Below are 1,272 nucleotides of genomic sequence, written 5' to 3' on the forward strand. Positions count from 1 at the left end.
CTGACGTACGCTGAGCTTGACCTGTATGCCAGCCGGCTGGCCGCCCACCTCGCGGCACGCGGCGTCACGAAGGAAAGCATCGTCGGTGTCCTGTCTGAGCGGTCACCTGACATGCTGATTGCTGTCCTTGCTGTCTTGAAGGCCGGCGGGGCCTATTTGCCGCTTGACCCAGCATATCCAAAGGAGCGGCTGAGCTACATGCTGAAAGACAGCGGGGCAGCGCTCTTGCTGACACAGCGGGGATGCTCCGCACCGCACTTTTCTGGCGAAACGCTTGAAATTGACATGACATCTCTTGCGGGCGAAAAAGCAGAAAACCATGTGTTTACTCCTGCTGACGGCGGTTCTCTCGCCTATGTCATCTATACATCGGGCTCTACCGGGCAGCCGAAAGGAGTGGCCGTTGAGCACCGCCAGGCTGTTTCCTTTCTGACCGGCATGCAGCACCAGTTTGCGCTTCAGGAAGATGACATTGTCATGGTGAAAACCTCTTTTTCCTTTGATGCATCTGTCTGGCAGCTGTTTTGGTGGTCGCTTTCCGGCGCTTCGGCTTATCTGCTTCCACCCGGCTGGGAGAAAGATCCGGCTTTGATCGTAAAAGCCATTCATCAGGAACGTATTACAACGGTTCATTTTATTCCGGCTATGCTGAACAGCTTTCTGGATCAAGCGGAAATCGAAAGGCTGAGTGACGGGACAAGCCTGAAGCGCGTATTCGCCGGAGGTGAACCGCTTGCGCCCCATATGGCAGCCCGTTTTGCTTCTGTATTGCCTCATGTATCGCTGATCCATGGCTACGGGCCGACAGAAGCAACGGTAGACGCGGCATTTTATGTGTTGGACCCAGAGCGGGACACGGGTCGCGTGCGGATTCCGATCGGGAAGCCCGTACCTGGTGCGCGTTTGTATGTTTTAGATCCGCATTTAGCCGTACAGCCTACCGGTGTCGCCGGCGAACTGTACATTGCCGGAGCGGGTGTTGCCAGAGGTTATTTGAATCGGCAGGCATTAACGGCAGAGCGTTTTCTTGAGGACCCGTTTTATCCGGGTGAACGCATGTACAAAACAGGGGATGTGGCGCGCTGGCTCCCTGACGGGAATATTGAATTCCTCGGCCGGTTGGATGATCAAGCCAAAATCAGAGGCTACCGAATCGAGCCCGGAGAAATTGAAGCGGCGCTTAGAAGCATAGAAGGCATAAGGGAGGCAGCCGTGACCGTACGGACAGACAGCGGCGAGCCGGAATTATGCGCATATATAGAAGGGCTCCGG

At 55.7% G+C, this 1,272-nt stretch carries 1 protein-coding gene; it reads left to right on the plus strand.

Annotated elements, in window-relative coordinates; all coding sequences use genetic code 11:
* Positions 1–1,272, plus strand: a 1,272-nt coding sequence (locus V756_RS01000000121945) for a non-ribosomal peptide synthetase (protein ID WP_032681839.1), incomplete at both ends; no start/stop codon positions are given.

The organism is Bacillus tequilensis KCTC 13622 (assembly GCF_000507145.1).
GTDB lineage: Bacteria > Bacillota > Bacilli > Bacillales > Bacillaceae > Bacillus > Bacillus tequilensis.